The organism is Actinomadura rubrobrunea NBRC 15275, assembly GCF_001552235.1.
Lineage (GTDB): Bacteria > Actinomycetota > Actinomycetes > Streptosporangiales > Streptosporangiaceae > Spirillospora > Spirillospora viridilutea.
The window spans coordinates 18436-41905 of record NZ_BCQU01000036.1; the positions used below are offsets into that span (position 1 = coordinate 18436).

12 protein-coding genes are annotated in these 23470 nt (G+C 76.6%); 3 read left to right on the forward strand and 9 right to left on the reverse strand.

The features are described from left to right. Positions 1 to 301 precede the first annotated feature (301 nt). Positions 302 to 1063 (reverse strand): M50 family metallopeptidase, encoded by a 762-nt coding sequence (locus tag AR3_RS13585; protein WP_067914057.1) that lies wholly within the window; start codon positions 1061 to 1063, stop codon positions 302 to 304. A 419-nt stretch (positions 1064 to 1482) separates the two neighbouring features. Between AR3_RS13585 and AR3_RS13590 the strand changes: the two genes are divergently transcribed. From AR3_RS13590 to AR3_RS13600, 3 genes are all read left to right on the forward strand, one after another. Beyond that, a complete protein-coding gene (locus AR3_RS13590) occupies positions 1483 to 3126 on the forward strand; it encodes a hypothetical protein (protein ID WP_146150207.1) in 1644 nt (547 codons plus the stop codon). 130 nt (positions 3127 to 3256) lie between these two features. Beyond that, positions 3257 to 4414 (forward strand): CaiB/BaiF CoA transferase family protein, encoded by a 1158-nt coding sequence (locus AR3_RS13595; protein ID WP_067913991.1) that lies wholly within the window; start codon positions 3257 to 3259, stop codon positions 4412 to 4414. 223 nt (positions 4415 to 4637) lie between these two features. After that, positions 4638 to 9431, forward strand: a complete 4794-nt coding sequence (locus AR3_RS13600; protein WP_067913994.1) for a cation-translocating P-type ATPase — start codon at positions 4638 to 4640, stop codon at positions 9429 to 9431. 36 nt (positions 9432 to 9467) lie between these two features. Here the strand turns inward: AR3_RS13600 and AR3_RS13605 are convergent, their stop codons facing one another. The 8 genes from AR3_RS13605 to AR3_RS13640 all read right to left on the reverse strand — a co-directional run bounded on the left by AR3_RS13605 (position 9468) and on the right by AR3_RS13640 (position 23469). Then, positions 9468 to 11783, reverse strand: a complete 2316-nt coding sequence (locus AR3_RS13605; RefSeq protein WP_067913997.1) for an FdhF/YdeP family oxidoreductase — start codon at positions 11781 to 11783, stop codon at positions 9468 to 9470. 275 nt (positions 11784 to 12058) lie between these two features. Then, entirely contained in the window at positions 12059 to 13036 is a 978-nt protein-coding gene (locus tag AR3_RS13610) for a phosphotriesterase family protein (RefSeq protein ID WP_106258391.1), read from the reverse strand. 107 nt (positions 13037 to 13143) lie between these two features. Beyond that, positions 13144 to 14043 carry an LLM class flavin-dependent oxidoreductase gene (locus AR3_RS13615; RefSeq protein ID WP_067914003.1) on the reverse strand — a complete coding sequence of 300 codons (900 nt, stop codon included), beginning with the start codon at positions 14041 to 14043 and terminating at the stop codon, positions 13144 to 13146. Then, entirely contained in the window at positions 14040 to 15323 is a 1284-nt protein-coding gene (locus tag AR3_RS13620) for a multidrug effflux MFS transporter (protein ID WP_083951469.1), read from the reverse strand. The genes AR3_RS13615 and AR3_RS13620 overlap by 4 nt, the downstream gene beginning before the upstream one ends. 205 nt (positions 15324 to 15528) lie before the next feature. Beyond that, complete coding sequence (locus AR3_RS13625; protein WP_106258389.1) at positions 15529 to 17262, reverse strand: TRAFAC clade GTPase domain-containing protein; 1734 nt, start codon at positions 17260 to 17262, stop codon at positions 15529 to 15531. A 3-nt stretch (positions 17263 to 17265) separates the two neighbouring features. Next, entirely contained in the window at positions 17266 to 19503 is a 2238-nt protein-coding gene (locus AR3_RS13630) for a GAP1-N2 domain-containing protein (RefSeq protein WP_067914006.1), read from the reverse strand. Between the two features lie 6 nt (positions 19504 to 19509). Next, on the reverse strand, positions 19510 to 20778 hold the full coding sequence (locus AR3_RS13635; protein WP_067914009.1) for a TRAFAC clade GTPase domain-containing protein: 1269 nt from the start codon (positions 20776 to 20778) through the stop codon (positions 19510 to 19512). Positions 20779 to 20811: 33 nt separating this feature from the next. After that, the gene (locus AR3_RS13640; RefSeq protein WP_067914011.1) at positions 20812 to 23469 is read right to left on the reverse strand and encodes a SaeA-related protein; all 2658 of its coding nucleotides are present in this window, start codon (positions 23467 to 23469) and stop codon (positions 20812 to 20814) included. Between the last annotated feature and the right edge of the window lies 1 nt (position 23470).

The window sequence follows — 23470 nt, forward strand, 5'->3', positions numbered from 1 at the left end:
CGAAACTATCGGCCGGGTCCGACATTCCCCCACGACCGGGGCGTTCCTCGGATCGGACCGCGGAAGGCGGCCGACCGGCGGGAACGCCCGATCGGAGCGGAGCGGACGGTCAGCGGCCGCGGCCCGTGCCGGTGGTGGGGCGGCTGCGGTGGCGCTTCCGGCGGATCCTGGCCTTGCGCTTGCGGTGGTACTTGCTGCGGTCCAGCTTCTTGACGGCCATGTCGCTTCGGTGCCCGTTCCGCCGCCGGAACACACCTCTGGCCGCATCCGGCCCGGGACGGGGCCGGCGCACGGGGATCGATCAGAGGCCGGGCGGCCCGGGCAGGTCGGGCAGGGACGCCCCGTCGGGGGCCATGAGCGCGGCGCCCGCCACCAGCGCCGCCAGCGACACCGTCGCGAACAGGCCCACCCACGCCAGGCCCGGGACGCCGGTGAGCTGGGCCAGCTGGTCGGCGTCGGAGGAGGGGGCCATGCGGCGCGCCCGCATGCGCTGGAGCTCCACGACGGGACGGGGCGCGGCCAGCAGCAGGAACCAGGCGGCCAGATAGGCGAACCCGGCCTGGGTCTTGTCGCCGCCGAACCACGAGACGGCGAAGATGACGGCGCCGGTGGCCGCCACCGACAGCGCCCCGTAGACGTTGCGGATCATCACGAGCATCCCGGCCAGCAGCGCCAGGGAGAACCACAGCATCAGCGTGACGCGGCCCCCGGCCAGCAAAGCGGCGAACAGCAGTCCGAGCAGCGGGGGAGCCAGGTAGCCGGCCATCGCGGTGAACACCATTCCGGGGCCGTACGGTTTGCCGCGCGAGACGGTGACGCCCGAGGTGTCGGAGTGCAGCTTGATGCCGTCGAGCTTGCGCGCGGTGAGCAGGGCGGCCAGCGCGTGCCCGCCTTCGTGGGCGATGGTGACCACGTTGCGCGCCACCCGCCACGTGGGGCCGTGCAGGACGGCGGCCAGCGCCGGCAGGGCGGCCAGGACCACCAGCCACCACGGCGGGTCCGGCTGCGTCCCGGTCAGCCGGTCCCACAGCTCGGCGATGCCGCCCGCGTCAGCGCTTGCCACGTCCACGTCCACCTCGAACTTCTCGGCGCCGGTCCCCGGTCGCGTCGGCGATCCCACAGCGATCCCAGGGCGATCCCACAGGGTAGGACGTACCGGGCCCGCCTCGCGTTCGTCTCGTTCCGGTTCATATCGGTCCGGTTCAAATCGTTCCGGCGATTCCGCGGCGACGGCGGCGATCCGCGGTCATGTCGGGTGCCGAGCGCGGTGAGGCGCTCCGCGCCTGAGGCGTCGCGTCGCGCGAGGCGCGTTCGCGGCGAAATCCATGAGCGATCGTCACGCGGCGTTCGTCGGGGAATTCCGTGAATTGTCCGGCGCCTCGGTTAATCGTTCCACCAAAAGCGCGCCGGGTGCCGACGGCCCTCTCTAATCTCTGGTCCGCACTGACGACATTGTCCCTCGCGGCCTGAGGAGCTGGCGCGATGCCGGAGAAAGTGGCGACGAGAAACGGGGCGGACACGCATTATCGGGATCTGGTCCGGTTGGCGTATTTTGTTCAGCCGGGCCGACCGCGCCGCGTCTACCGGATGGCGATCGCCCGGCGGATCGTCGACGACGCGGTCACCCGCCGCCCGCGCGGCGACCTGGCCCGGCAGCGGACCCGTGTGCTGCGCCGGGCGATGCGCCCGCCCCGCAGGCTGCGCATCGGACTGGGCCCGTGGCTGCGCGCGCTGCCCGCCCGCATGCCGGACGCGGCGCTGACGGCCGCCCTCGCCGACCTCGACCCGCCCGTGCGCGTGGCCTGGGTGCTGCGGCGGGTCGCGGGCATGCGCCGGTACGCGGTGCGCGACCAGCTGCTGCGGCTGCGCATCCGCGATCCCTGGCCGGTGATCGACGCCGCCGACGCCGCCGACCTGCCGGACGTCCAGCCACCGGACGCCTTCACCTTCGGCCCGGGCCTGGACCGCCCGGTGCGCCGCCGCCCGCTGATCCCCGTCGCCGCCGCCGTGGCGCTGACCGCCGCCCTGGTCGGCGCCCTCGTGGTCACCGAGAGGGACGGTTCGCTCGCGGGCGGTGCGTCCCAGGGGCGCGGGCTGCACCTCGTGGTCGCCGATCCCAACGCGTGGCGCGGCGGCCCCCACCGCCTGGACGTCTGGCCCGCCCGCGGCGACCTGACCGGGGACCGGGCGTTCACCGGGCGGGCGCTGAGCGCCTGGGCCCGCTCGACCGCCGCGCCGCGCCCGCGCGGCGAAGGCGCCATCGGCGCGCAGCTGCTGTACGCGGGGCGCGTCGACGGCGTCCCCACCGCGCTGCTGCGCAACGGCGACCGCGTCGCCCGCTACACCGAGCGCGGACCGCGCATGGAGGTCTTCACCGCCGCCGCGGACGACGGCTCGACGCCGCTGCCGCTGGGCGGCGGCCGCTACCTGCTGTCCCCCTGGGACACCCGCGCCCGGACCCCCGGCGGCCGCAAGGTGAAGGTGACGGCCGGCGTCACCGAACGGGTGCCCGCCCCCGCCACGCCGTGCGGGCGCGGCCCGCTCCTGCGCCTCGAAGGGGCGGACGGCGACCGCACCGTGGGCGACCTCGGGTTCCCCCGCCCCGCCGTCCTGACCCAGCGTCCCACCACGCCCCGCCCCGTCGAGCGCTCCCTCCGGCAGGTGGCGAGCGAGCACGCCGCGCCGCCGCTCAGCGCCGACGGCACGCGCCTGTGGCGGCGCCTGGCGTGCGCGCTGCCCCGCCCCGAGCGCCCCGTCACCCAGGCGGCGGCCCGGCAGTTCTGGACGGGCACGCTGCCTCACGGCGGCGGCTCCGCCCAGTGGGTGTGCACCAGCCTGTCCTTCGCCGGAGGCGCCCCGGCGGGCGAGGCCACGCTGCTGCACGGCGAAGAGCACCACGCCACCGGCAGCTGCGACGTGGCGAACCCGGTCAGCGGCACGTGGTGGCAGGCCCCGTCCGGACGCTGGTACTACCTCGCCGCCGCCGGGCCGGGCCTGGTGCCCCACGTGGACAGCCAGGGGGCGCTGCGCACGTCCGTCGTCAAGGGCCGCCTGCTGGTGGCGTCCAGCGCCCACGACGAGCACCACCCCGGCACGCCCATCACTCTCACCGCCCGAGCCGACTGACCCCGGCTTCGGCGCGCCGCGGAGCCGCCGGGGCGGGTCAGGGGTCGCTTACCGGAGTCGGGCAGACTTGGGATACTGAACCCGGTTCGGCGCGACGGGCGCGACGGGCGACGGGCGAAAGGGGCCGCGGATGGGCGAGTCGGCGGGCAAGGGGCCGCTGTCGGGCGTGCGGGTGATCGAGCTGGCCGGCATCGGGCCGGGGCCGTTCGCCGGGATGCTGCTGGCCGACCTGGGCGCCGACGTCGTCCGCGTCGACCGGGCCTCCTCGGCCGCGCCGGGCAGGGACGCCGTGCCCGCCGACTTCCTCGGACGCGGCAAGCGCTCCATCGCGGTCGACCTGAAGAACGAGCGGGGGCGCGAGGTCGTGCTGCGCATGGTCGAACGGTCCGACGTGCTCATCGAGGGCTTCCGCCCTGGCGTCACCGAACGGCTCGGCATCGGCCCCGACGACTGCCTGGCCCGCAACCCCGCCCTGGTGTACGGCCGGATGACCGGCTGGGGCCAGGAGGGGCCGCTGTCGCGAAGCGCCGGCCACGACATCGGCTACATCGCCGTCACCGGCGCCCTGCACGCCATCGGCCGCGCCGGCGGGCCTCCCCAGGTCCCGCTGAACCTGCTCGGCGACTTCGCGGGCGGCAGCATGTACCTGGTCGTCGGCGTGCTGGCGGCGCTGCTGGAGGCGCGCGCGAGCGGCCGCGGCCAGGTCGTGGACGCCGCCATCGTGGACGGCACGACCCACCTGTCGACGTTCATCCACGCGTTCCTGGCGGGCGGCATGTGGCGCGACGAACGCGGCGTGAACCTGCTCGACACCGGCGCCCCCTGGTACGACGTGTACGAGACGGCCGACGGCGGGCACGTCGCGGTGGGCGCGCTCGAACCCCAGTTCTACGCCGAGTTCCTGCGCCGCCTCGGCCTGGACGAGGCCGACCTGCCGTCCCGCGACGATCCGGAGAACTGGCCCGCGCTGCGCGAGCGCTTCGCCGCCGCGTTCAAGACCAGGACGCGCGACGAGTGGGCGGAGATCTTCCTGCCGGGGGACGCCTGCGTGGCGCCCGTGCTGTCGCTGCGCGAGGCCGCCGAGCACCCCTACAACACGGCGCGGGAGGTGTTCGTCGAACGCGGCGGCCACCGCCAGCCCGCCCCGGCGCCGCGCTTCTCCCGCACGTCCGCCGAGATCGGCGGCCTGCCTCCGGCGCCGGGCGCCCACAGCCGCGACATCCTCGCCGAACTCGGCGTCGACGACGTCGACGGGCTGCTGTCCAGCGGCGCCGTCGTCCAGGCCTGACCCGCCTGCCACCCGGCCATCCCGGCGGCCGGACCGGTCGCCGGGGCGCCGCCCGCGGCCTTCCTCCCGCGACGCCGCCGTCGCCGGTCTGTCGCCACGTTCCCGTGACATTTGTGCCAGAAAATCGGCCAATTTCCGGCTGATCTGGTGTCGATATTGATACGGGGGGTAATGGCACACAACCGTCACGTCGGTCGGCAGGCGACGAGGACTGATGCCTCTCATGGGACTGTTGCGTTCGGCGGCGCGCATGGTGCCGAGGGCCGCGGCCGGCACCGCCGCGCTGGCAGGGGGCGCCGCCGGGTTCGCCGAGGGAGCCGCCGGGCTGGCCGGGGACGCCGCCGGACTGGCGGCGAGGGCCTCCCGTCGGGCCGCCGGCGCGCTGCCCGCCCCGCCCCCGCCCCTGCGCCGCCTCGTGCCGCCGGACGGTCCGCCGCGGCCTCCGTCCCTGCCGCACGCGGTGTCCCTGCCCTTGGTCGCGGTGCTGTCGGGGGCGGCGTCGGCGCCCAGGCTGATCGCGTTGCACCGTCCCCGGGGCCTGTCGAGGCCGTCCGCGCTGCTGTCCCGGCTGTCGGCGTGGGCGCGGCCGGTCGAGCCGCCGCGGCGCGCCGAGCTGCGGGACCTGATCGGGCCGCGCGGCAGGCGGCGGGTGTGGGCCGGCGAGGGACGCGCCTACGTCGAGCTGCACGGCCACGCCGTCGGCCGGACGCGCGAGGCCGCCGAGCTGCGCCGCGCGGTCGGCGCCGCCGTGCGGCGGCTGGAGGGCGTGAACTGGGCGCAGGTCAACGCGGTCACCGGGGAGATCCTGTGCGTCTTCGACGAGGGCTCGGTGTCGCTGGACCGGCTGGTGGACGTGGTCTCCGCGGTGGAGGAGGACCACGACCTGCCCGACACGCCGTACCCCAGGTCCGCCCATCCCGCCGACCGGGCCCCGATCATCGCCGAGACGGTCGCGCTGGCGTCCGACTGCGCGGCGTTCGCGCTGGCCGCCACCGGGCGGCTGACGCGCTGGCCGCGCCTGCCGGGCGCGGTGGGCATGGTGCTGCCCTGGGTGGACCACCAGCCGAGGCTGCGCGGCGTGCTGGAGCGGCGGCTCGGGCAGCACGGCGCCGACATGGTGCTCGCCGTCGGCAACGCCGTCCTGCACGGGCTCACCCAGGAACCGGCCGGGCTGGCCGTCGACGCCGTGTACCGCGCCCTCGTGATCGCCGAACTGAACGCCCGGCGCGCCGCGTGGCTGCGGTGGGATCCGCGGCTGTGCGCCGCCGGGCTGCCGCACGAGCCCCCGCCGCGCTCCGAGCGGCCCGTCCCGCTGCCGGCGGGGCCGGTCGAGAAGGCCGCCGACCGGTCCGCGCTGGCCACGCTGGCCGGCGCCGCCGCCGTGCTGGGCCTGACCCGCGACCCCGGCATGGCCGCGAACCTCATCCGGGCCACCGTGCCCCGCGCCGCCCGGTACGGCCGCTCCGGCTTCGCCGCGACGCTCGACCGCCGGCTGGCCGACGACGGGGTCGTCCCGCTGGACGGCTCCTGCTACCACCGGTTCGACCGGATCAGCGCGGTGGTGGTGGACGCGCCCGTGCTGTGCGGCCGCGACCTGGAGATCCTCTCCGCGGACGACCCGGAGACGTGGCGGACGGCGGCGCGGCTGCTGGACCGCGACCCGCGGATGGAGGGCGAGCCCGACGAGGCGGGCCTGCGGCTGGAGCCGCTCGCCGGCGCCGACGGCGAGGCCGCCCGGGCGCGCGTGGCCGACCGGCGCGGCGCCACGATCGGCCGCGTCACCGTCGGCCGCCGCCTGCACCCCCTGGCCGAGGCGGTGCTCACCGCCGCCCGCGACGGCGGCCTGCGCGTGCTGCTCGCCGACGACCCCTCGACCGCCGAGCTGCTGCCGCTCGCCGACGACGCGCTCGACGGCGGCGTCCCCCTCGCCGAGCACGTGCGGCGGCTCCAGGAGGAGGGCCACGGGGTGCTCGTCCTCACCGCCGCCGACGACGCCGCCGCGCTGGCCGCCGACGTCGCGGTCGGCGTCGTCACGGAGGGGCCGGACGCCCTGCGGCCCGGCGGCGAGGCCCGGGTGTGCTGGGCCGCCGACCTGATCTGCACCGGCGGACTCGGGCAGGCGTGGCGGGTGGTGACCGCCGTCGGCGCCGCCCGCGAGGCCAGCAGGCGCGCGGTCCGCCTGGCCACCGGCGGGTCGGTGCTGGGGGCGCTGCTGGTGGTGACCGGACGCCGCGGCGCCTCCCCGTTCAACCTCGCCCCCATGTACAGCGCCGCGCTCCTGGCGCTGATCGGCGGGGTGGTGGCCGGACGGCGCCTGGCCGCGCGGCCCGCGCCCCCGCCGTCGCCCCGCGTCCCTTGGCACGCGCTGGACCCGAGGTCCGCCGCCGAACAGGCCCGCGCCCTGCGCACCGAGCCGCGTCCCGAACGGCCCCCGCGCCGGCGCGTCCGGGTGCCGGAGGGCGCCGGACGCCCCGCGGGCCTGGTCGCCGACGTGGCCCGCGCCGTCGGCCACGAGCTGCGCGACCCGCTGACCCCGGTGCTGGTGCTGGGCGCCGCCGCGTCCGCCGTCGTCGGATCCGGGGTGGACGCGGCGCTGGTCGGCGGCGTGATGGCGGGCAACGCGCTGGTCAGCGGCCTGCAACGGGCACGCGCCGAGCGGGCGCTGCGCGGACTGCTCCTCGACCAGCGCCCCCCGGCGCGCCGGGTCCGCGAGGACGGCGACCGCCGGCCGTGGGACGACCCGCTGGTCCGGCGGTGCGAGCCGGTGCCGTGCGACACCGTGTCCGCGGCCGAGCTGCGCCCGGGCGACGTGATCGCGCTCGGCCCGTCCGACGTGGTGCCGGCCGACGCGCGGCTGCTGGCCGCCGTCGACCTGGAGGTGGACGAGGCCAGCCTGACCGGCGAGTCCCTGCCGGTCTCCAAGTCGGTGGAGGCCGTGCCGGGCGCCGAGCTGGCCGAGCGCACCTGCATGCTCTACCAGGACACCACCGTGCTCACCGGCCGCGCCTACGCCGTCGTCGTCGCCACCGGCGCCGCCACCCAGGCGGGACGCGCCGCCGCGCTGGCCGGCCGCGGCGCCGCCCCCAGCGGCGTGCAGGCGCAGCTCAACGAGCTCACCCGCATGTCGCTGCCGGTGACCGGGCTGAGCGGCGCGCTGGTCGGCGTGCTCGGACTGCTGCGCGGCGCGTCGGTCCGGCAGGCGGTGTCGTCGGGCGTGGCGGTCGCGGTGGCGGCCGTCCCCGAAGGGCTGCCGCTGGTCGCCACGGTCGCGCAGCTGGCCGCCGCGCGCCGCCTGTCGCGCCGCAACGTGCTGGTGCGCAACTCCCGGACGCTCGGCACGATGGGCCGCGTCGACACCCTGTGCTTCGACAAGACCGGAACGCTGACCGAGGGCCGACTGCGCGTCACCACCGTCAGCGGCCCCGACGGGACCGTCGGGTTCGACTCGGCCGCGGGACGGCGCGTGCTGACCGCCGCCGCGCGCGCCTGCCCGTGGGGCGAGGGGGCGGCCCGGCCGCGGCACGCCACCGACCGCGCCGTGCTCGACGCGGCCGCCGCGCACCTGGGGAGCGACGACGGCTGGAGGCTCGTCCACGAGGTGCCGTTCGAACCCAGCCGCGGCTTCTCCGCCGCCACCGGGTGGGACGGCGACCGCCCCGCCCTCGTCGTCAAGGGCGCGCCCGAGGTCGTCATGGAGCGCTGCCGCGGCGTCGCCTCCGGCGACGCCGCCGAGCCGATGACGCCGCGCCGCCGCGCCGCCGCCCGCGCCGTCGTGCGCGACCTGGCCGAACGCGGCCTGCGGGTGCTCGCCGTCGCCGAGGGGCGGACCGACGCGTCCCGGCTCGACGAGGGCAGGGCCGCGCTCGACGGCGAGCCGCTCACCCTGGTCGGGTTCGTGGGCATCGCCGACCCGCCGCGCCGCGACGCCGCCGACGCGATCCGCACGCTCACCGAGGCGGGCATCCGCGTCGTCGTCATCACCGGCGACCATCCCGCCACCGCCCAGGCGATCGCCGCCGAGCTCGGCGTCCCGCACGCCGACCGGGTGCTGACCGGCGCCGCGCTGGACCGGCTCAGCGACCGCGAGCGCGCCGCCCGCATCGCCCGGACCTCGGTGTTCGCCCGCGTCGGCCCCGAGCACAAGGTGAGCATCGTGCAGGCCCTGCGCCGCGCCGGACGGGTGGTGGCCATGACCGGCGACGGCGCCAACGACGCCGCCGCGATCCGGCTCGCCGACGTCGGCATCGGCCTGGGCGGCGGCGACTCGGCCGCCGCGCGCTCGGCCGCCGACCTGATCCTGCCCGGCAACGACCTGCCGGGCATCACCGAGGCGCTGCTGGAGGGCCGCACGCTGTGGCAGAGCGTGCGCAACGCGGTGTCCATCCTGGTCGGCGGGAACGCGGGCGAGATCGCCTTCACCGTCTACGGCACCGCCGTCGGCGGGCGGGCGCCGCTGAGCACCCGCCAGCTCCTGCTGGTCAACATGCTGACCGACATGCTGCCCGCGCTGGCCGTGGCGCTGGCGCCCCCGCCCGACGGGGGCGGCGCGCGCCCGTCCCGCCGCGGCCCGTTCGGCGACCCGCTGCACGAGGCGATCGCGGCCCGCGGCGTGGTGACCGCGATCGGAGCCATCGTGGCCTGGCAGATCGGCCGCCTCACCGGACGGCGCCGCCGCGCCGGGACGATGGGCCTGGCCGCCCTGGTCGTCACCCAGCTGGCGCAGACGCTGCAGATGGGGCGGCACAGCCCGGCCGTGCTCGCGACGTGCGCGGCCTCGGTCCTGCTGCTGGCCGTCGTGATCGAGACGCCGGGGCTGAGCCACTTCTTCGGCTCGGTCCCGCTCGGACCGGCCGCCTGGACCGTGGTGCTGGGGTCGGCCGGGGCGGCCGCCGCCCTGTCGGTGTTCGGGCCGCGCCTCCTGCGCCGTCTGCCCGCCCCGACGCGCCTCGGCGCGGCTGCCGAACCGAAGGCGCCGTCCACGCCGCGCGTCAGCGGCGCCGTAGGGGCCCTGTCTTAGCGGCCGTGTCTTAGCGGCCCTGTCTTAGCGGCCGTCTTAGCGGCCTTGGCTCGGCGTGGAGGACGCGGCGCCGCCGTCCGGGCGCTCCAGCCGGACGACGACCGACTTGGACGTCGGCGTGTTGCTGACCTCGGCGGTGCTGTCGAGCGGGACGAGCACGTTGGTCTCGGGGAAGTAGGCGGCCGCGCAGCCGCGCGCCGTCGGGAACGCCACGATCCGGAACGCGGGCGCGCGCCGTTCCACGCCGTCGGTCCACTCCGACACCAGGTCGACGGTCTCGCCGTCGGCCAGGCCGAGCGCCTCCAGGTCGTCGGGGTTGACGAACACGACGCGGCGTCCGGCCTTGACGCCGCGGTAGCGGTCGTCGAGCCCGTAGACGGTGGTGTTGTACTGGTCGTGGCTGCGGATGGTCTGCAGCAGCAGCCGGCCCTCGGGGACGCGCAGCACCTCCAGCTCGTTCACGGTGAACACGGCGCGGCCGGACGGGGTGGGGAAGCGGCGGCTGTCGCGCGGCGGATGCGGCAGCGTGAACCCGCCGGGCCGGCGGATGCGCGCGTTGAAGTCCTCGAAGCCGGGCACCACCCGGGACACGTGGTCGCGGATCACGTCGTAGTCGCGTTCCATCGCCGCCCAGTCGATGCTGGTCTCGCCCAGGACGGCACGGGCCAGGCGGCAGACGATCGCGACTTCCGACAGCAGGTGCGGGGAGGCGGGGGCGAGGCGCCCGCGCGAGGCGTGCACCATGCCCATCGAGTCCTCGACGGACACGAACTGCGGCCCGGACTCCTGCACGTCCTGCTCGGTGCGTCCCAGCGTCGGCAGGATCAGCGCCTGCTCGCCGGTGACGGCGTGCGAGCGGTTCAGCTTGGTGGACACGTGCGCGGTCAGGCGGCAGCGGCGCATCGCCGCCTCCGTCACGGACGAGTCGGGGGTGGCCCGGACGAAGTTGCCGCCCATGCCGAGGAACACCTTGACCTTGCCGTCGCGCATGGCGCGGATGGCGTTCACGGTGTCCAGGCCGTGGCGGCGCGGCGGCTCGAACGAGAACTCCTTGGCCAGGGCGTCCAGGAACGCCGGCGCGGGCTTTTCGTAGATGCCCATCGTCCGGTCGCCCTGCACGTTGGAGTGGCCCCGCACCGGGCACACGCCCGCGCCGGGCTTGCCGATGTTGCCGCGCAGCAGCAGGAAGTTGACGATCTCGCGGATGGTCGGGACGGCGTTGCGGTGCTGGGTGAGGCCCATCGCCCAGCACACCACGATGCGCTCGGCGGCCAGCACGTCCCCGAGCGTGGCGGCGATCTCGGCGCGCGTCAGACCGGTGGCCTCCAGCACGTCGTCCCAGTCCAGGGCCTTCACGTGCGCGGCGAACTCCTCGAAGCCGGTGGTGTGCGCGGCGATGAAGGCGCGGTCGACCGCGTTCGGCGCGTCCGATTCCAGCAGCATGCGGTTGAGCGCCTGGAACAGGGCGAGGTCGCCGTTGAGGCGGATCTGCAGGAACCGGTCGGCCAGGGGCGTGCCGCGTCCGACGACGCCGGACGGCCGCTGCGGGTTCTTGAACCGCATGAGCCCCGCCTCGGGCAGCGGGTTGACCGCGACGATGCGCGCGCCCGCCTTCTTGGCCTTCTCCAGGGCGGACAGCATGCGCGGGTGGTTGGTGCCGGGGTTCTGCCCCACCACGAAGATGAGGTCGGCGCGGTGCAGGTCCTCCAGCAGCACCGAGCCCTTGCCGACGCCGATCGTCTCGGTCAGCGCCGCCCCCGACGACTCGTGGCACATGTTGCTGCAGTCGGGCAGGTTGTTGGTGCCGAACGCGCGGGCGAACAGCTGGTAGGCGAACGCGGCCTCGTTGCTGGTGCGCCCGGAGGTGTAGAAGACGGCCTGGTCGGGGGAGTCCAGCGCGGTCAGCTCCCCGGCGAGGAGGGCGAACGCCTCGTCCCAGGAGATCGGCTCGTAGTGGTCGGAGCCGGCGCGCTTGACCATCGGCTCGGTGAGGCGGCCCTGCTGCCCCAGCCAGTGGTCGGAGCGCTCGGCCAGGTCCGCGACGGAGTGCCGGGCGAAGAAGTCGCGGGTGACGCGGCGGACGGTGGCCTCCTCGGCGACGGCCTTGGCGCCGTTCTCGCAGAACTCGGCGACATGCCGGTGGTCGCCCTCCGGCCAGGCGCAGCCGGGGCAGTCGAAGCCGTCCTTCTGGTTGACGCGCAGCAGGGTCAGCGCGGTGCGCCGCGCGCCCATCTGCTCGAAGGAGTGGCGCAGCGCCGTGGTCACGCCGGGCACGCCCGCCGCATACGTCTTCGGCCGGGAGACCTCCAGGCCCGAGTCGTCGTAGTCCTCCACCGGCGCCTTACGGGGCATCGCGCTACCTCCAGATCACGTGACGCCCTAACACTGTCGCATGTCCGGTCGGCGCGATACCGGCCGGGCTCCGCACAGCGGAAGCCGGGCTCCGCTGAGAGGCGCGGCGCGACCGCGCGCCTGTTCGACCTGCGGCCTCCGCCCGGCGGGCCCCGCGCACGCAGCGGTCCTGCTCGGCCGCTGCGTGGTCGACCCGTGGTCGACCATTGCGCGGTGAGGCCCGCCGGGCGCGCCGGACGGCCGCCGAGCACGGCGTCCGCCGCCTCCGCGGGAGATCAGCGGGAGAAGTAGCGGCGGGGGTTGGCGACGAGCATCTGGTCGATCTGGGCGTCGGAGACGCCCGCCTTGCGCAGGGCGGGCAGCACGTCGTCGTGGATGTGCCGGTAGTGCCAGTTGGGCGCGATCTCGCGCACCTTCCGCGGGTCGGGGCCGAACCAGTCGATGAAGCAGCTGGCGTCGTGGCTGAGGACCATGCGGTCGGCGTAGCCGCGCTCGCACAGCGCGGCGACGGTGGCGACGCGGTCCGCGGTCGGATTCAGCACGTCGAGGCCGAACCGGTCCATGCCCAGGATCGCGCCGGTGTCGGCCAGGGCGGTCAGGTAGTCCAGGTCGTTGCTGTCCCCGGCGTGCCCGACGACGACCTTGGTCAGGTCCACGCCCTCCTTGGCCAGCAGCTCCAGGACCGGGCGGCCCGTCTCGCCGGCGCTGTGGGTGTGGACGGTGATGGGGGCGCCGGTCTCCCGGTGCGCGGCCGCCACGGCCCGCAGGACGCGCTCCACGCCCGGGGTGAGGCCCGGGGCGTCCACCGCGCACTTGAGGAAGGCGGCCTTGACGCCGGTGTCGGCGATGCCCTCGGTCAGGTCGCGCACGAAGTCGGCCACCATCGGCTCGGGGCCGCCCACCAGCGTGCCGGGGCCGCGGTGCAGGAACTGGAAGGGCAGGTCGTTGTAGGTGTAGACGCCGGTGGCGACGATGATGTTGAGCCCCGGCACCTGCTCGGTGATCCGCCGGATGCGCGGGACGTCGCGGCCGAGGCCCCACACGGTGGGGTCGGCGATCGTGGTCACGCCCAGGTCGCGCAGCTCGCGCAGCCGGGCGACCGCGTCGGCGACGCGCTCCTCCTCGTCCCACCAGGCCCCGGTGCCGTAGTTGGCCACGTGCTCGGGGGACAGGACGAAGACGTGCTCGTGCATCAGCGTGCGGCCCAGCTCGGCGACGTCGACCGGACCGCGCACGGTCTCGACTGCGGGCAATGCGCCTCCTCCAGACATACCGACCGGTCGGTCTACTGTACGCTAGGACCCCGCGCACGCCCGGTCAACGGGACATGCGGGACGTCCGAACCGGGCGGCGGTCGGGGTCAGTCCTGGAGGTGCAGGACGGCGTCGCGGACGTCGGCGAGCTCGGCGTCCCAGTCGTCCGGGGCGTCCATCGGGACGAGCACGAACTTCGACAGGCCCGCGTCGATCAGCCGCCTGAGGTGGGCCTCGGCCCCGTCCAGCGTGGGGACGACGTCGGCGAGCGGGGCGGGCCCCCGGATGGCGCGCACGCGCGCGACCCGCTCCTCGGCGGCGGGGGACAGGGGCCCGCGCCGGTACGGGACGACCGCGCCGAAATGCCCCTCGTCGATCTCCCGGCCCGCCTCCCGCGCCGCCCGCCCGACGACCCGGCGGCCGTGCTCGGCGTCGGCGGGCGTGGCGAACGAGGCGAGCCAGCCGTCCGCCAGCCGCCCGGCCCGGCGCAGCTCGGCGTCGGCCGCGCCGCCCAGCCACACGTCGAAGCCGCCCGCGGCGGGCTTGGGCAGCACCCGCAGCCGCTCGTAGCGGTAGCGGGGGCCGTGGTGGGTCACCTCGTCTTCGGCCCAGAAGCGGCGCAGCAGCGGCAGCACCTCCTCCAGGATCGCCGCCCGCTCCTCGCGGCGCACGCCGAACGCCTGCTGCTCGCCCGGGTGGCGGATGCCGAGGCCGACGGCGGGCAGCAGCCGTCCGCCCGACAGCCGGTCCAGCGTGGCCAGCTCCTTGGCGAGCAGGGCGGGCGGACGTCCCGGCACCGCCAGCACGGCGGTGCCCAGCTTGATCCGGGACGTGAGCGCGGCGGCGTGGGCCAGCGTGACCAGCGGGTCGCCGACCGGGCCCGTGGCGCGCTCGCTGACCCACAGCGAGTCGAAGCCCTCCCGTTCCAGACCGCGGACGAGCGCGGCGAGCCCCTCCGGCGCGAGGGGCGAGGCGACGGCGGGCATGAAGCCGATCCGGACGATCACTCTTCCGACCGTACGGCGGGTGAGTTCGGTGATGCAACCCTCGGCTCGGCGGCGACGGCGGCGACGGCCGCGGCCAGCGCGGCGGCCGCCATCGCCACCGCCATCGGCACGGCCGTGTGCGGACCCGCGATCCCGGCGAGCGGCGCGGCGGCCCCGCCGACGGTGAACTGGCCGACGCCGATCAGCGCGGACGCGCTGCCCGCCACCCGGGGCGGGCGGCCCGCCAGAGCCAGCGCCGTGGCGTTCGGCATCACCAGGCCCTGCGCCGCGACGACCAGGAACAGCGCGGGCAGCACGCCGGGCGTTCCGGCGCCGGCGAGCACGGCCGCCACCAGCCCCGCGGCGCCGGCCGTCTCCACCGCCAGGCCGACGCCCAGCAGGCGCCGCAGCGGCACCCGCCCCGCCAGCCGCCCGCCGATCTGCCCGGCCGTCACGATGCCCAGCGCGTTGACGCCGAACACCACGCTGAACGCCTGCGGCGACAGGCCGTACACGTCCTGCAGCACGAACGGCGACCCGGAGATGTACACGAACATCGCCGTGAACGACAGCCCGAACGCCGCCGCGTACCCGACGAACGCCCGGTCGGCCAGCAGCGACCCGAACGTGCGCAGCGTGGTCCGGACGCCGCCGCCGGAACGGCGCCGCGGCGGCAGCGTCTCCTCCAGGCCCGGCAGCGCCGCCAGCAGCAGCGCGACGCCGATCACCGCCAGGACGACGAACACCGCCCGCCAGGGCGCCACGCGCAGCAGCTGCCCGCCCAGCACGGGCGCCAGGACGGGCGCCAGGCCGTTGACGAGCATCAGCGTCGAGAAGAACTTCGCCGCCGCGATCCCGTCGTAGCGGTCGCGCACGATCGCGCGGGCGATGACGATGCCGGCCGCGCCGGCCGCCCCCTGCACGAACCGCAGCGCGATGAGGGTCTGCACGTTCGGCGCGGCCGCGCACAGCAGGGACGCCGCCGCGTACGCGGCCAGCCCGATCAGCAGGGGGCGGCGGCGTCCCCACGCGTCGCTGAGCGGCCCGGCGACCGCCTGCCCGACGGCCAGGCCCACCACGCAGGCGGTCAGGGTGAGCTGCGCCGTGGACGTGCCGGCCGACAGGTCGCGGGCCAGCCGCGGCAGCGCCGGCAGGTACATGTCGATCGACAGCGGCGCCACCGCCGTCAGCGCGCCGAGAATGACGATCAACCGGAGCCGCCCGGCGGGCGGCTCCCCCCGGCCTCCGGTGGACGCCCCGGCCGCCTCGTCGGCGGCGCGGCGCGGATCCGCACGTCTCATGGATCCCCTTTTCGTCGACTGTCGGGGGTGCGCTCTGCCGGCACGTAACGCGATGACGCAACGTTACCTGCCACGTCAGATAGTGGCGTTGGTCACACCAGTGCGTCGACGAGCGGACGCGAGCCGCCGGACGGCGGCCGACAGGACGGTCGGCAGGGGCGGTCGTCAGGGGCGGTCGGATCAGGGGCGGTCGGATCAGGGGCGGTCAGTAGGGCAGGTGGGGCAGGCGCAGGGCCGCGGCGACGACGGCCCCCGCCAACGTCGCGACGGTCAGCACCGAGAGACCGGTCAGCACCGCCCACCGGCCCACCTGGTAGCCGACCGGGACGTGGGCGCTGTCGCGTCCGCGCACCGGCCAGGGGGCGCGCAGCGGGGCCGTGCCCGGCACGTCCTCGTCGGCCGCCGCCGGGGACGCCTCCCCGCCGACCGGCAGTCCCGACACCCAGCCGAGCAGGTCGGCCACCTCTGCGGGCGGGGTGTCCAGACCCGAGCCGAAGTAGCGGACCTCGCCGGCGACCTGGTCCAGCGCGCGGACGATGTTGCCCATCCCCACGCCCTCCAGCCAGCGCCGCAGCGTCTCGTCCGGCGCGCCGGCGCCGCGTGCGAGGTCCCGGCCGATCTCGGTGCGCTCCAGCAGGTCGGTCTTGCTGACCACGACGGCGACGCGTTTCTGGCGGCCCCGGTCGGGGCGCGACCGCAGCTCGTTCAGCACGCGTTGCAGCGTGTCGGCGGGGTCCTCGTCGGAGGAGGCGGCGGACGCGTCCACCAGCCGCCGCTCCTCGGCGGTCAGCGAGCGCCGCACCAGCGGCAACGCGAACGGGTCGACCACGAACAGGAGCGCCTCCCCGTGGTCGAGGTAGCGCAGCGACTCCACCTCGGTGGCCCCCGTGTAGTGCTCGCCCGCGGGGTCGAACAGGTACAGGATGCGGCGCGCCCGCCCGGGCAGGTCGACGTCCACCATGGTCGCCAGGGGCAGTTCAGGACCCGTCTTGGCGGGACGTCCCCCGCGTGCGAACTCGCGTATGGCCGCCGCGTACGCCTCGGCGTGGCGGCCCTCCACGAACGCAAGCCGTCCCTTCAGTGCGCGCGCCCGGGCGTGCAGGGCGCGGATGCCGAGGAACATGAACGTGGTCTTGCCCGCTGCGGGGCCGCCTACAAAGGGGAGGGGCTCCACGCGGACGCGTCCGATCCGTTCGGGGAGCCGTCCGCCGCAGTGCGGGCAGTACGCGGCCAGGCGGAACCGGCCCAGGGGCACGGTCGTCGGCAGCCGCGCCCCGCACCGGCACACATGCCGGAATGCGCCCGCGCACCCGGGGGCGAGCCGCGGGTGCCGCACCCCGCAGCCGGGGCACTCGTACACCGGCAGCGCGATCTTCTTGTAGCAGAACGGGTGGGGACAGGTCTGCAGGATGCGCCCGTACACCATGAACCCGCGTTCCACGGCCGCCAGCACCAGCACGCAGACCAGCCAGCCCGTCAGACCCACCGCGGCCACGAGCGCGTATAGGACGGTGAGCACGACGCCCAAGGCGGCGGCGGGCAGCGCCGCCGCCACGATGCCCGCGCACAGCGCGAACCACACGGGGAGGGCGAAGAACCCCCACGGCCCGCCCATGAGGATCCGGGTGAGCCACACGACGACGTCCCGGGCCATCGACCAGATGCGGGGCACGACCGTGCGCGCGATCGCCCACCAGTCACGCCACACCTGCGCCAGCAGATAGTGCCGGTACGCCACCTTCGGTTCCGCCACGGGGGAGGGCCCGGCGACGGTGGACGGCGCCAAGGCCTGGCACGCGTGCAGGTAGTACAGCCAGAGCGCGGCGCCCCCCGCGGCGACGAGCGAGACAGGGAACAGGACGGGGAACACGACGGCGAAGCCCAGCCACATCGCCGCCGCCCACACCGCGGCCAGCAGAAGGACGACGAGGAGCTGCACGGCTCACCCGCCCCCCGTCCGGCCCTCGGCGAGCAGGTCCCGCAGCACGGCGCGCAGCTCCGGCTCGCCCGCCAGGTACGACTCCAGCTGCCGCCCGGAGATCCACTTGGCCGCCGCCGACCGCGCCCACGCCTCCAGCCCGGGCTCGGCCACGCCGCGCCGCCGCAGCCGCAGCACGACCTCGACCAGCTCGTTGCGCTGCGCGATCTCGGCGCCGCGCAGCGGCGACTTGCCCGTGCGGGACCGTTCCGGCAGATCGTCGGTCCAGCGGGCGGCCAGGCGCGTGCGCACGGGAACGGACGCGGCGGCGAGCAGCGCGGCGCGGAACCGCGGCCGGTGCTCCGCCAGCCTCCGCGCGGCGGCGGTGAAGGCGTCCTGGGCCAGCCGCGCGCCGTTCCCGGCGCCGGCCAGCAGCGTGCCCAGGGCCTGCGCGGCCACGCGCGGCCTGGGCGAGGTGACGGCCTCGGCGTACGCCCGCACCAGGGCGGCGTCGCGCGCGGCGCGGGTGTCCGGGAGCCGGGCCTGCACCGCGGTCGCCAGGCGCTGCGCCGCCGTCGAGGTCAGCGCGTCGCCTCCGGTCGCCAGGTCGCGGGCGGCGAGCCGCGCGAACACCCGGCAGGGCAGCACCGCGAGCGCCGCGTGCGCGGCGACCGCCTCGGGGTGGGCGTCGAGCAGTTCCAGGCATTCCGCGGGCGTCGGCGGCTCCTCCCACACGGCGCGCAGGGCGTCGCCGGCCGTCCTCAGCCGGACGAGCTCGGCCGTCACCGCGACGCGGCGGTCCCGGCGGCGCCGCCCGACGGACGCCAGCACCGCGGCGGCGACCTGCGGCGGCGCGTTCCGCACCACCGCTGCGTGCTCGTAGATCGCGTCGCATGCCGCGTCCGTCAGCACCTTGGCCCGGACGGGCTCGTCCCCCTCCGCCAGACCGCGCAGCGTCCCCGTCAGCAGCGGCTCGCGGGCGTGCGGCGGGCACGCCTTGAGCGCCGCCGGGACGTCGGCGGCGCCGCGTCGCGCGCACTCCTCGGCCGCCGCGCTCAGCCGCGCCATGTCGAGGTCGGTCCCGGCGTCCACCGCGCGGGCCGCGGTCCGCGCCGCCTCGGTGAGGTCCGGCGCGGCGGCCAGGGCGCGCAGGACGGACCGCGCGGCCACGTCGGCGGCGCCCGCCGCGCGCGCCCAGTCGTGGACGGCCAGCGCCGGCTCGTACCCCATCGACGGCACGCCGGCCGCCAGGTCGCGCCACACCCACTCGGGGATCTCGGCGCCGTGGCGGGACAGCAGCGCCGCCGCGGCCCGCTCGTCGGCGGACGTCGCGGTCGCGTCGCCCCGGCACAGCGACAGCAGGCCGGCGGCCCGCTCCAGGCCGCCCGGGTCGAGGCTCCGGGACGAGCCGACGAGCGCCAGCTCGCCGAGCGCGTCCAGACCCGCGAAGTCGCCCGCGCGCCAGCACGACGCCACCGTGCGCGCGAACCGGCCGGCGGCGGTGCCGTCCGGCGGCGGCTGCTCGACGGGGAACCACAGCGCCGCGCCCTGATGCTGCGCCGCGGCCCACACGTCCGGGGTGGTGCCCACCAGGCGTTGCGCCGCGCCGTCCGGATCGGCGCTGTACGTCACGAACGACATGCGCGCCGCCGCCTCCACGGGCAGCGAGTACGACAGCACCGCGATCCACCGTGCGATCAGGTCGACGTCGGAGGCGACCAGGACCACCCGCCCGTGGCCCCGCGCCAGCACCTCCGTCACCGCGTCCACCAGTCGAGGCAGCAGCGCGTACGGATCGCCGGGCGCGCCGGACAGCCACTCCGCCAGCGCCTCGGGCGTCAGCGCGGGACCGGGCGTCAGCTCCTCCAGCGCCGGAAGGTCTGGCGTCTCGGACGGGGCCTCCGCCCACATCGGCGCCTGCCACAGCTCGGCCGCGCGCAGCCCCTCCATCTCCTCCGGGTCGGCCACCACCGCGTGCGCGAAGAAGTTGCCGAAACGGCCCGAGTAGTCGCGCCCCAGGTAACGGCACCGCAGCAGCAGCGGCCGCCCGTCCACCCGGTCGTACAGGAACGCGACGGGGAACAGCGCCAGTTCGCCGTCGTCGGGGGACAGCGGCGCCTGCGGCGGCGGCCGGTACGACAAGAACGGCGTCACTCCCGCGCGCACGCCGTCCGGCAGGCCGGGCGTCTCGGCCACGAACTGGAAGCCGGCCCGGCCGGTCGGCCCCTTCCGCGACGAGGTGTAGTGCAGTTGCCAGGCCATGGCGCTTCATCCCCCCGAATCACGCCTTGACGACTGCGGTCGTACGCCGTCGAGCATGCCGAACCGGTACAGCAGCCACAGCAGCGGATCCTCGGCCCGGTACGGCCGCACCCCTCCGGGGCCGACCCGCCCGTCCTCGGGCATGCCCCCCAGAGCCGACAGCCCGAACAGCGCGTAGTCCTCGTACTGCTGGTCCAGAAACAGGTCGAGCTGCCCGGCCTGCCATCGGTGCAGCAGCGCGCGCACCTCGGCGTCCACCGCCTCCCGGTCGTCCAGGTCGAGCGCGCCCTCGCCGCTTCGATCGCGGCGCAGCGCCGACTGCCGCAGCAGCTCCGGACGCAACGCGTCGATCTTGGTGAGCGCCAGGGCGACCGGGACGGGCAGCCGCCGCCCCGGCGGCGTGCCGTGCCGTGCCCGCAGCGCCTCGGTCACCCGCGCGATGATGTTGATCGGCTCGCTGTCGGGGTCGTCGCCGGGATCCGGCCCCGCGGGGTCGGCGGCCACGGCGGCGCGCGCACCCGGCAGCTGCAGCGGGTCCACCAGGAAGATGACGGCGTCGGCCGCCTCCAGATAGCGAAGGTGCAGGTCGGTGACGTGGCGGCTGCGCAGGTCCTCGCCCGCCGTGTCGAACAGCACCAGCACCAGCGACTCGGTGCGCCGCCCCCCGCCGAGCCTCGCGGCGCGGCCGCGGCGCGTGCGGGTGCGCGTCAGCAGGTACACCAGCGGCTCCCGCGGCCCGGCGGCCGCGCTGGTCGTGGTGGGCAGCAGCCGCCGCTCCTCCAGCAGCGGACGGGCGAAGTCGCGCTTGTACCGGTCGATGGTGCGGTCGTCGCAGGCCACCAGGGACGCGTCCAGCTCCGTCCCCACCCGGTTCATCAGCTCGTGCAGCAGCACCGCGATGTAGGTGCTCTTCCCCGCGTTCTTCGCGCCGACGAGCGCGACGATGCGCCCCGGGGAGTCGCAGTAGGCCGCGGGCAGCGGGTTGTGGCACTCGGGGCAGACGCGGTTGCCCGTCTCCTGCCCGCAGTCCGGGCACGCCGCGCGGGTGCGCCGCCCGCTCGCCGAGAACACCGGCGGCAACGACGCCCCGGCCGTGGACCCCAAGTACGCGGCGAGCGTCTCGTCCAGGACCGGCGCGCACCCGGGCCGCCGCCCCGCGCCACCCCGGCAGCGGAACCGCAGCTCGTGCACCGGCACGACGGCGAAGCAGTACGGGCACGTCAGCCCCTGCCGGGCGCGCGCGCCGGGAAGCGGAACCCGCGACGTCAGCGACACGGCCTCACTCCTCTTGGCGTGCGGTCGGCAGAGCTATCGGTGGACGTGGAGTTGGCGCACCGGGGGGTCGCTCAACTCGATGACATCATCATCGGCGAAGCACCGCACCCAGTACGGGCCGGACGCCGACGGCGCCGGCACCGACACCTCGCCCGGCACCGGCACCTCCGTCCACGCGCCGATCGGCTCCCCGTCGTCCGGACGGTACGGCATGACCCGCCCCGGGCGCAGCACCATCGTCAGACGCCCGATCCGCGTGGGCTGCGACGCGGACAGCCGGACGGTCAGCGCCCGCCGCCACGGGGGGCCCGTCCGCTCCACCTGATAGCGCACGACGGTCCGCGCCGGCACCTCGACGGTCGCCGCCGCCCCGGTGACGCGGGTGCCGCCGACCGTGCAGGCGGACGCCACCGACAGCGCCGCGGGCTCGTCCTCGGGCACCGGCACGCGGACTCCGCCCTGCGCGTCGTAGGCCGCCCGCGTCACGATCTCGCGCCGCCCCCCGCCGCCGTCCGCGGCGACGCCGTCCGCGCCGATGCGGCACGTCAGCTCCACCTCCGGGACGTCCGGCGGCCACTCGAACCCCAGGTGCACGTGCGCCCCGCGCCGTTCGGCGACCAGGCGGCGCGGCGGCGGCAGGTGGACGTGCCGGTGGTGCGCGCCGATCGCGGCCGTGTCCTCCGCCACCGTCACCGCGAGCAGCCAGCCGCCCACGCCGGGCCGCACGGCGAACCCGCCGCCCGGCGCCGGCACGGCCGTGAGGCGGCGTCCGGCCCGCCGCGCCTCCTCCGCCGGCAGCACCGCGCTGCGCGGCCAGGGCGGCGGCTCGTCGAGCAGCAGCAGCTCGACCGTCCCGTGGGCCGGCGGCGCGAACCGCACCAGCAGCGTCCCCGGGTCATGGGGATCGGGAGCGACGCTCATCTCGTACACCGGGGCGGGCGGCGGGCTGGGGGTCACCGAGACCCGCACCCCCGGCGTGACGACCTCGCGGCCGTGCGCGTCGAGGTACACGGCGCAGACGCGGTAGTGGTGGGTCTTGCCGTTGGGCACCCGCTCCCGGAACCCGTCGCGGCCCGCGGGCACGAGACGGCCGGCGCGCATGACCAGCACGCGCGCCGCCTCGGCCGGGCACCGCCACCGCCCGGTCACCGCGCCGTCGCCGGGCAGCAGCTCCACCTCCGACGGCTCGGGCCGGACGATCACCGGACCGGCCACGGCCGGCGCGGCGGCGGCCTCGCCGCGCACCGCGACCACGCCGTAGTACAGCGGGACGTTCACCGGCGGATGCTCGTCCACCGCCCGCGGCGCCGGATCCGCGGGAGACGACCCCGGCGCCCCCGGATCGGCCAGGACGTCCCCGTCGGCGGCGTCGCGCGGCGGACGGTCGCGCCGCCGGACCACCCGGTACGCCACCTCGCCCGCCGTGGACGGCGACGGCCGCCACGACAGCCGCACCGCCGCGCCCTCCACGTCGGCGCGCAGCGACGGCACCGGGCGCGGCGCCAGCCGCCGCTGGTGCTCGCGCGCCCCGGGCAGGTCGCCGACCAGCCGCAGCGCGTCGGCCAGCAGAAGCCAGGCGCGGTCCGGATCGTCCTGCTCGGCGGCGGCCTCCCGCAGCCGCACCGCCGTGGCCAGCCGCTGCCGCGCCTCGGCGGCCAGCAGGTCCGCCTCCTCGTCCGGCTCGTCCCCGCCCGCCGCGGCGGCCGATTCGGCGAGCTGGGCGGCGGCGTGCACGTCGCCCGCGTCCAGCAGCGCCCGCAGCCGGCCCGCCAGGCCGCCGCGGGGCCCGCTCTCGCGCACCACCGCGAACACCAGGCGCCGCGCGTCCTCCGGCTCGACGCCGAGGTCCTCGACGGCGTGCCGCAGCAGCGCCCGCTCGGACGCCCGCTGCCGCAGCCGCTCGCGCAGCCGGTCCGCCAGGTCGTAGAGCAGCAGTTCGTCCAGGTCGGCGCCGGACCGCAGCGCCGCCGCGACGGTGTCGGCGTGGGTGGTGCTGGAGTCGCGGCTGCGCCGCGCCCACCGCGCCACGACGGCCGACACGGCGGCCTCGTCCAGCCGCAGCGTGCCGCCCCGCGACGCCGGGGCCGCGAACCCGCCCAGCACCCGCATCGGACCGGCCAGGTTCCCGCCGAACACGAAGTCGGCCAGGTGGCGGCGGCCCAGCACCTCCAGCGACTCGCGCACCTTGCGGTAGGCCGGGTACGGCGGCGCGGTCGGCAGCGCGTCGGGCTCGCGGACCTCGATGCGGTCCCGGCGGGCCTGCTCGGCCAGCTCCTCGCGCGGCACCCCGCTGGTGCGGGCGATGCTCTCCAGCTCGGCGGGCGTCACCATCCGCGCGGCGCCCGCCGCGTCGGCCAGGCGGGCCCGCGCCTGCTCCCGGCGCCGCCGGGCGCGCTCCCGCCCGCCGCGCAGCCGCTCGTTCAGCGGACCCAGGTCGCCGCGCTCGGCCGCGGCGAACACCGGCGCCAGCTCGCGGTGCTCGGCCTCCAGCCGGTCGATGAGGCGGCGGTACTTCAGCTGGCCGCGCGAGCGCCGCCAGCACTGCCGCACCAGCCTGACCTGCGCGGCAACCGCGTCCGGGTCCAGCCGGTCCGGCAGGGCGTAGCGCAGCCTCAGGTCCTCCGGCGGCTGGTCGCCGGCCGCGCGGGCGGGCTCCAGAACCTCCCGCTGATAATCCTCGTCGAAGCCCACC

Coding starts and splice junctions, on each gene's coding strand:
- AR3_RS13590 (WP_146150207.1), top strand. CDS start 1,483: ATGCCGGAGAAAGTGGCGACGAGAAACGGGGCGGACACGCATTATCGG.
- AR3_RS13595 (WP_067913991.1), top strand. CDS start 3,257: ATGGGCGAGTCGGCGGGCAAGGGGCCGCTGTCGGGCGTGCGGGTGATC.
- AR3_RS13600 (WP_067913994.1), top strand. CDS start 4,638: ATGGGACTGTTGCGTTCGGCGGCGCGCATGGTGCCGAGGGCCGCGGCC.
- AR3_RS13605 (WP_067913997.1), bottom strand. CDS start 11,783: ATGCCCCGTAAGGCGCCGGTGGAGGACTACGACGACTCGGGCCTGGAG.
- AR3_RS13620 (WP_083951469.1), bottom strand. CDS start 15,323: ATGAGACGTGCGGATCCGCGCCGCGCCGCCGACGAGGCGGCCGGGGCG.
- AR3_RS13630 (WP_067914006.1), bottom strand. CDS start 19,503: ATGGCCTGGCAACTGCACTACACCTCGTCGCGGAAGGGGCCGACCGGC.